This window comes from Oribacterium sp. KHPX15 (assembly GCF_900107835.1).
GTDB lineage: Bacteria > Bacillota > Clostridia > Lachnospirales > Lachnospiraceae > Oribacterium.
Window position 1 is genome coordinate 1 of record NZ_FNRG01000054.1, and the last position, 8,251, is coordinate 8,251.

9 protein-coding genes are annotated in these 8,251 nt (G+C 41.1%); 1 reads left to right on the plus strand and 8 read right to left on the minus strand.

Annotation, left to right across the window (positions count from 1 at the left end):
- Window positions 1-357 precede the first annotated feature (357 nt).
- The 4 genes from BLV86_RS16585 to trxA form a co-directional block, all read right to left on the minus strand.
- Window positions 358-942 carry a hypothetical protein gene (locus BLV86_RS16585; protein WP_090819787.1) on the minus strand — a complete coding sequence of 195 codons (585 nt, stop codon included), beginning with the start codon at window positions 940-942 and terminating at the stop codon, window positions 358-360.
- The gene (locus tag BLV86_RS16590; RefSeq protein WP_090819790.1) at window positions 929-1,129 is read right to left on the minus strand and encodes a 4Fe-4S binding protein; all 201 of its coding nucleotides are present in this window, start codon (window positions 1,127-1,129) and stop codon (window positions 929-931) included. Before BLV86_RS16590 ends, BLV86_RS16585 begins: the two co-directional genes overlap by 14 nt.
- A 99-nt stretch (window positions 1,130-1,228) precedes the next feature.
- On the minus strand, window positions 1,229-2,536 hold the full coding sequence (locus tag BLV86_RS16595) for a redoxin domain-containing protein (RefSeq protein WP_090819792.1): 1,308 nt from the start codon (window positions 2,534-2,536) through the stop codon (window positions 1,229-1,231).
- Between the two features lie 40 nt (window positions 2,537-2,576).
- Window positions 2,577-2,894 carry a thioredoxin gene (gene trxA, locus BLV86_RS16600; protein WP_090819795.1) on the minus strand — a complete coding sequence of 106 codons (318 nt, stop codon included), beginning with the start codon at window positions 2,892-2,894 and terminating at the stop codon, window positions 2,577-2,579.
- Between the two features lie 149 nt (window positions 2,895-3,043).
- On the opposite strand from trxA, the gene BLV86_RS16605 reads away from it, so the two are divergent.
- Complete coding sequence (locus BLV86_RS16605) at window positions 3,044-3,388, plus strand: winged helix-turn-helix transcriptional regulator (protein ID WP_029201944.1); 345 nt, start codon at window positions 3,044-3,046, stop codon at window positions 3,386-3,388.
- Window positions 3,389-3,470: 82 nt separating this feature from the next.
- On the opposite strand, the gene BLV86_RS16610 is transcribed toward BLV86_RS16605, so the two are convergent.
- The 4 genes from BLV86_RS16610 to recD2 form a co-directional block, all read right to left on the minus strand.
- Window positions 3,471-3,863 carry a hypothetical protein gene (locus BLV86_RS16610; RefSeq protein ID WP_044932405.1) on the minus strand — a complete coding sequence of 131 codons (393 nt, stop codon included), beginning with the start codon at window positions 3,861-3,863 and terminating at the stop codon, window positions 3,471-3,473.
- A gap of 23 nt (window positions 3,864-3,886) precedes the next feature.
- On the minus strand, window positions 3,887-4,582 hold the full coding sequence (locus BLV86_RS16615; protein WP_090819798.1) for a DUF434 domain-containing protein: 696 nt from the start codon (window positions 4,580-4,582) through the stop codon (window positions 3,887-3,889).
- Window positions 4,582-5,766, minus strand: coding sequence for a diaminopropionate ammonia-lyase (locus BLV86_RS16620; protein ID WP_090819801.1), 1,185 nt, complete (start codon window positions 5,764-5,766; stop codon window positions 4,582-4,584). The genes BLV86_RS16615 and BLV86_RS16620 overlap by 1 nt, the downstream gene beginning before the upstream one ends.
- Window positions 5,767-5,833: 67 nt before the next feature.
- Window positions 5,834-8,101: an SF1B family DNA helicase RecD2 gene (recD2, locus tag BLV86_RS16625; protein WP_090819805.1), complete on the minus strand. Its 2,268-nt coding sequence runs from the start codon at window positions 8,099-8,101 to the stop codon at window positions 5,834-5,836.
- Window positions 8,102-8,251 lie beyond the last annotated feature (150 nt).

Below are 8,251 nucleotides of genomic sequence, written 5' to 3' on the forward strand. Positions count from 1 at the left end.
ATTGTATAGTCTACTCTTTCACCGTCATTATTAGTAAATCTAAGTCTTATCGGTATTATTGTACCGTCGGTATTGTGCTGAAGAATCACATCTACAGGAAATCGCTTACTCATTTTAAATCCTCATTCAACAAACATAAGTTCTGACACTATTATACTCCGAAACTTCTAAATTTCAAGAACTAATGTTTTGAGAATGAAAATCCTAAAACAAGTAAGGCGGCCAACTCATGACATTTTCGTGAGTTAGCCGCTATTTATCAGGCTTATTTATCTATTGGTTATTCCTGTATTTAACACACAAAAAAACTGACAACTTCTACGCGAAAATCCACGCATAGGTTGTCAGCATCAGGTATCAATCTTTTGCTTTTAGTTTACATATCCCCTGGGTCATTGTCCCCATTAGACAGAAAGAACACCAGGTTCTCTCTTTATAAAGTACCATTACTATAAGTCCTATAAGTGTAGATGTAAGCATCAGACTATAGAATCCAAATCCAAACTGAGCAACCCAGTCAGGGAATATACTGCCATTATAAGCCCATTTCCATGGAACTCTGAAGGTCCAGAATAACTTTATTGCTTTCCTGAGTGTCCCTGCTCCGGAAAATACCAGATATGTCTGAAATACCATGGTTCCAAACATTGTAAGGAAGAATATCAGAAATCCATACCTGAACCATTTTGAAGATATCCACTTAGGGGCAGGCTTTCTTCTTGAACATTTAAGATCCCTTCCCAGTACCCAGAAGAGCTGTCCTCTTCCGCACATATGGTTACAGAACCATTTATTTCCGCCTACAATTGCAAAAATAAGCGGCAGAATAAAATCTATCATTCCAAGCCATGCAAAAAGGATATTGAAGAATCCAAGTGCGAAATAAACAATAGCCCAGATCCAAAGGTAATCATACCAGCGCTTTTTCTTACTTACTGCCATTTTCCACCTCCGAAACCTTTATGGAACCCGCCGGACATGCCTTTTCACACAAACCGCATCCTACGCATTTACCTGCGTCCACAACCGCATAGCAGCCTTTAAAAATGGATATAGCATCCCTTGGGCACTGATTGGCACAGACCCCGCAGGCAACACATATATCGATATCATTAACAGCCTTTCTCATTCTATGTATCCTCTCTAAGCATTATTCACTTCAAATTGGGGAAGATCAGCTTCACTGACATTCTAATCCTTCTGTTATCATCACCGGGATTCCTATGTTTCATATTAATCCCTTAGCCTGCTCTATCACGTCCTGCATGATATCTTTGGTCATGCCACCGGGTATGTATCCAAGCACTTTTCCACCCGGCAAGATGATAAATGTGGTGGGGAAAGAATTTATATAATACGGCACCATAAGTGATGCATTCTCATCAAGAAGCACCGGAAATGTATATCCGTTCTTTGTGAGGAAATCTTTGACCCCATCAATATCCTGTTCATTACCAAGTCCCGGAAATGTCACGCCAAGAATGACTACATCTGAATCCTCATCGGTACTGTACTCTTCATACAGCTCCTGAATATAGCGAAGCTCTGCCCTACAAGGAGGACACCATGTTGCCCAGAAATTAAGGAATATGATTTTATCATTGTAATCTGATAATGCATGTATATTCCCATACTGATCAGAAAGACTAAAATCCGGAGCATCAGTATACTCCTGCTTTGTATCATTTTCAGATCCGGAATTACCTGTACTTTCAGTGGATTCTTCAGTTTTATCGATATCATCCGGAGTTTCAGAATTATTAACATCAGCGGGAACTTCGTTATCTTCGATGGTTGCATTGCTCTCAGCCGCTATGGTAGTCATATACCCTGTTATCCTGTTCATGCTTCCTGAAAACATCATGGCTCCCATCAGTATCATCAGTACTCCGCCGATCTTTACAGTATACTTCAGTACGCTTCTATGATTCCTGAAAAACTCCAGCAACTGAGTTGTGAACAGTCCTACTGCCATAAATGGGATAACATATCCAAGGGTATATACTGCAATAAGCATAAACCCGGTCCCTGCAGTACTTGCAGTGGATGCCATGATGAGTACTGTTGACAGAGCAGGTCCCACACAAGGTGTCCATGCAAAACTAAATACAAATCCCATGATCAGGGCCGTCCATGGAGATGCAGACATCTTTTCAAATCTTACGGATAATCGGTGTTCCCTGCTGAGCATACTGTTGCTTCCCAATATGCCAAGCTGGTAAAGTCCAAACATAACCACTATTATTCCGCCTATCCTTGCAAACAGGAGTTGGTTTCCACTAAAGAATCTTCCCACACCGGTCATCACGAATCCGAGAAGGAAAAATGCAAAACTGACACCTATGACAAAAAAGAATGTATTTACCAGTACTTTTACCTTGTTGTATCTGATTTTTCCCTGTTCGTCATATTCCTTTGTTCCGCCGGACAGATATCCTATATAAACAGGGATAAGAGGCAATACACACGGAGAAAAGAAACTAAGAAGACCCTGCAGAAAAACCGTCATCACAGGAATGCTTACATCAAGCTTCATGAAATTTTAATCCCTTCAAGAACAAGTATTTTTTGTATCCTTACACCATTGCTTCCATTTTTCTAACGAGTCTCTCCTTTGGAACAGCACCCATTTCGCTGTCATAAACATTACCATTCTTGATAAATGCAAAGAAAGGAATGCTCATTACTCCGTATCTCTGAGCGAGCTCCGGCTGTTGGTCAACATTAACCTTGCCTACTTTGAACTTTCCTTCAAATTCTCCGGCAAGCTCTTCAACAACAGGTCCCATCATCTTGCATGGTCCGCACCAGTCAGCATAGAAATCAACCAGTACAGGTACATCGCTGTTTACTACTTCTTTGTCAAAATTATCCTTTGTAAATCTGTATTCCATATCATTTACCTTTACGCCGGTTCACGGCGTCCTTTCAAAACTATCTGTATTTGACCACTTGCGTTTCTCAGCTGATAACTTTATTATATGTGGTATGAAAAATATATCAAGTACGCAGTATTTATTTACCTAGTAAGGAAAAGTATACCATGAGAAAAAAAGAGAACCATGAACCATTATGCGAAGATATCGCGGGACAAAATTGTGGGTTAAAAAGAATAATTGATAAGATTGGCGGAAAGTGGAAGATAATGATCCTTTGCGTCATCGATAAAAATGATATCGTGCGATACGGAGAATTACGACGCTCCATTCACGGAATCACTAATACTATGCTTGCCAATTCACTGAAAGAACTGGAAACAGACGGGCTTGTGGAAAGAAAACAGTACGATGAAATGCCCGTAAGAGTCGAATACAATCTTACAGAAAAAACAAAAAGCCTCATCCCCATTCTTCTTAATTTGAAGAAATGGGGTGAGGATAATCTGTAAAGCACTTTAATCTTAAAGACAGGTACATATGTAAAAAAGCGTCTAACGGAATGATATGACTCCGTCAGACGCTGATACCTTTTTATCTATTGCATATTCCTGTTATATAAGACACAAAGCAGGCAAAATCGCCTATACGCTTCCTGTAATCTCCAAGCTGTGATCTCCATGAAGCATCACCGCCCTCATTCTCTACTATTCTTGCAAGAGTATTTAGAGCAGTGATCACAACATTATGGGCCTGAGTCCGGCCATCGTCAGCAGCCATCTTTTCTTCTGTATTCATGGTTTCCCACTGATTCCTTATATAAGTATATCTGGCCGCTCGATCAATAAATTCATTCCAGAACTCTTCCTTATCTTCCATCTTGCATAAAGAGATGCTTTCTACTAGTTTTGAATAGATCTGCATACACTCTTCGATTGTGATAATGTTTCCTGCTCCGTGTTTTAAATATGCTTCGTATGTATTCATGATATTGTTTGTATCTCCTTCAGCTACTCCCATACCTGCAATGGACTAATATTCTGATCCTTAACACACTTTTCCATCAGATTAAACCAGCTTTTGCAATGATCAAGGATTATGGAATCAGACGTAATGACATTTTCTTTTTCCAACAATTCTTTATCGACAGCTTTTAGAACTTGAATATCTAAAGGAATCTTATAGATGTCCGCTATTTCCGCAATAAAGGATTTAAGTCTTCCCGAATTTGAAACAGGTTCATCAAGCAATATATGGATATTTTCAGCTCCAAGATCATCAAGAGTACCCAGTAAAATCTCTATAGCCTTTTCAGTTTCAGGGATTATCCTGTATGTACCCCGAAGTGCTGCAAGATCTCTTATTGTTCCGTCCTGGCAGAGAAACAATATTGAATCGCTGATCATCACTTCCAGTGTGATAATAGTATTAAACCCATCAATCCATACTTCTTCTCCGTAAATTGATGATTTTTCCTTTCCTTTTCGAATTTCTAACTGTTCTTTAGTGGCAACGCTTCTCATAAGAGCCAAACGCTGCCGCTCTGAATACATAAAATGATTTCCAACAAAGGTTGAGGCCTGTTTAAGATCATATCCTTCGTTTATAAGGTAGCATAAATGACGAGAGGCTGAGCGCATATCTTTAATTGAAGCTTCAGAAAAGTTCATGTCATCCTCAGGTACATATCCTCGTTTTGCATTCATTAAACGTCCTCCATAGTAAGGATTTTCCTATAGTTAACCGGATCTGTAGCTCCCTCAGTGTTGATGAGTAAAATAGCTGAGTTTTCATCTATTTTCCAGAGCTTCCTTAGTTCCGAATCCTCAAGAATCTCCAGAAGTAATCCATATGTCACTGCACCGGATTCACCTGAAACGATGGCGGGATCTCCATTCTCCGGTAAGGCATAGGCCCGCATCCCTCTTTCAGTAATACAATCTTCACAAGCACAGTAGAATGAAACAGCGTCTCTGAGAACAGGCCATGTGATACTGCATGGTGTTCCACAATTAAGTCCTGCCATAATAGTCTCAGGATTGCCCTCAATAGCATGCGGTTTCCCATCTGCTTTTTCCGCTGACATATAAACACATGCTACGGTACTTGGTTCAGCAACTGTAATAATTGGTGGATCCTCCTTAAAGACATTCATAAGAAAACTTGTGACACCTCCTGCCATCGCACCTACTCCTGCCTGCAGAAACACATGAGTCGGTTTCCTCCCTCCCATCTGTCCGATGATTTCCTGAGCCATTGTAAGGTATCCTTCAATGATGCAGCGGGGAGTCTCCTCGTATCCTTCCCAAGATGTATCCTGAACCAGAATCCATCCATTTTCTTTAGCAAGCTTCTTTGCAAGGGCAACTGTCTTATCATAATTTAGATCCGTTATCAAAACAGAGCTCGCCCCTACCTCTTCAATCGCTTGTTTCCTTGCTTCAGCGGAACCCTTTGGCATCAACACGTGTGACTTACAACCAAACAGGCTTGCGGCCCATGCAACACCTTTTCCATGATTTCCGTCTGTTGCAGTTACGAATACAATATTCTCACACTGTTTACGAATATCGGAATCCAGGAAATCCTCGTAAACTGAAGTCTCATGATCCATTCCAAAATAGTCGCACAGTATTCTGAAAATGGCATAGCTTCCACCAAGTCCCTTAAAAGCATTAAGTCCGAATCTCGTGGATTCATCCTTTACAAGAATTGCCCCGACACCGTACTTCTCTGCAGCGGATGACAGGGACTTTAGTGGCGCTTCATTGTAATACGGAAGACTCCTATGAAAGCGGATGGCATTTTCAGCTTCACTCCTTGTAAAAAGAGAATCCTTGTACCCGTTGACTGTATATTTATTTTTTAAAATCCGAATATGATCATTCATTAATAAAATCCTTTATGTTGTCGCAGACAGAAACGCGCTGCCCTTAAGATGGATTTTAGCATTCCGTTTAATGTTTCAAAATAACTTTTCCTCCGGACAGCCTTTCCTTCAGCATGGTATTTCTCTTACTGACTGTCACATTCCGAACAGCATAGGACAGAGCTTTCCTCGTCCCCACCAGAACAAGTATCTTTTTTGCACGAGTTATACCTGTGTAGATAAGATTCCTCTGTAGCATGATGTAATGGTTCATAAGGACAGGCATTACGACGATAGGATATTCAGAACCCTGTGCCTTATGTATGGTGGTGGCATAGGCATGAACAAGCTCATCGAGCTCGCTGACATCGTACTCCACAATATGGCCATCAAAGTTAACTTTCAGGGTTCTGTCTGTGTCATTTACAGACTCAATGATGCCTATATCTCCATTAAAGACTTCCTTATCATAATTATTCTTTATCTGCATCACCTTATCGTTTGCCCTGTAGACATAACCGCTTCGGTGAAGGCTTGGTTTAGGCATGGTGACTTTTCCCCTGCCTTTCATAAATATCTCTTCCTCAGCAGGATTAAGTGCTTCCTGAAGTGAGAGGTTTAGGCTTGTGGCTCCAACAACTCCTCGCTGCATTGGAGTAAGTACCTGTATCTGTGAAGGCTCCACGTGGTAGTATTTCGGAAGATTGTTCTGAACAAACTTTACTATCTCACCGGAAACTGCTTCGGCATCCTCGTTCTGAATAAAAAAGAAATCCGTATCCTTTCGGTTACTTATGTCCGGCATCTTACCATCATTAATCCTATGGGCATTCATGATGATACGGCTTGTCTGCGCCTGTCTGAAGATCCGGGTTAGTCTTATGACAGGAAATGCCATGGAATCTATGATGTCACGAAGGACATTTCCGGCTCCAACCGATGGAAGCTGGTCTATATCACCAACCATTATGAGCCTCATGGTTTCCGGGATTGCTTTAAGCAATGAGTTCATAAGGATAATGTCTATCATTGAGCACTCATCGATGATAAGAACATCACCTTCAAGCGGGTTTTCCTCATTCTTCTGATATCCCTCAGGCGGTTTAAACTCAAGGAGTCTGTGGATGGTCTTTGCTTCCATCCCTGTTGCTTCTGTCATCCTTTTGGCAGCACGGCCTGTAGGCGCTGCAAGAAGGATCTTTAGTCCGTATGCCTTAAAAGCCGAGATGATCCCATGTGTTGTTGTGGTCTTCCCAGTACCGGGACCACCTGTAAGCACCATTACTTTTGCTGTAGCAGCCTTCCTTATGGCCTCTACCTGAATGTCATCATAAGACATTCCTGTTATCTTCTCTATGGCTCCAACATCAACTGATAATTCATTGTTTCCGGTCTTCTTTCTTGCTTCGGTAAGCCTTGTATAAAGCTTATCTCCTGCCGGGGAATCACTAAGCTTCTTTAATTTTGATGCAACGCCGATTTCTGCATAGTAAAAAGGCGGAAGATATATCGGGATAATACTGTTTCCATCAGCATCTGTCTTAGAGATACTCTGTTCAAATATCAGCTCTTCCTTCTTTATCATGTCATCAAGAGTAAATATGACTGTTTCTTCTGATGCCTCAAGAAGTTCCTTTGCCCGGTCTATGAGCTGCCGTCTTTCAGCGTATACATGGCCATCATTTGAAAGCTCAGATAATGTGTACATAAGTCCACTTCGGAGACGTACATAAGACTCTTTACCAAAGCCAAGCTTCATTGCGATCTGGTCCGCCGTCTTAAAGCCTATGCCCCAGATATCATCCGCAAGCCTGTATGGATTCTCCCTCATGACAGAAATGCTTTCATTGCCGTATTGCTTAAATATCTTTGCTGCATAGGAGGTGCTGACCTGATGCTCCTGAAGAAACAGCATGATGTTCTTTATCTCTTTCTGTTTCTGCCAGGATTCAGCTATCATCTGTATGCGCTTGGTTCCAATTCCCTCAACTTCTATAAGAAGCTCAATGTTGTCTTCAATCACAGTAAAGGAATCCATTCCAAATCTTCGAACGATCCTTTGTGCAAACTTTGGACCTACGCCTTTTATAAGTCCTGAGCCTAGATATTTTTCCATGCCGTAAACAGTTGCGGGAAGTGTCTCCTCCCAGGTATCCGCCATAAACTGTTTACCGTATTTTGTATCGACCTTCCAGTTTCCATGCACCAAAAGAACTGATCCCACATTGACATCAAGCATGTTGCCAATGATTGTGACCAGTTCTGTATAATCCTTTACCTTGCACTTAAGAACCGAGTACCCATTCTCAGGATTCTGATATGTAATTCTCTCTACTACGCATCTGATTTTCTGCATCAAAAATGATTCCTTTAGGGATTATCTATAAACGTGTTATTTTCCTCTTTTTCCTTTTTTATTATCTATCTTTTTTACGCTATCCTTCATAGCTTCGTTGGCTTCTTCATCCCAGACCGTCCTCTCCGGTCCTAGAGTACCGTACATTGT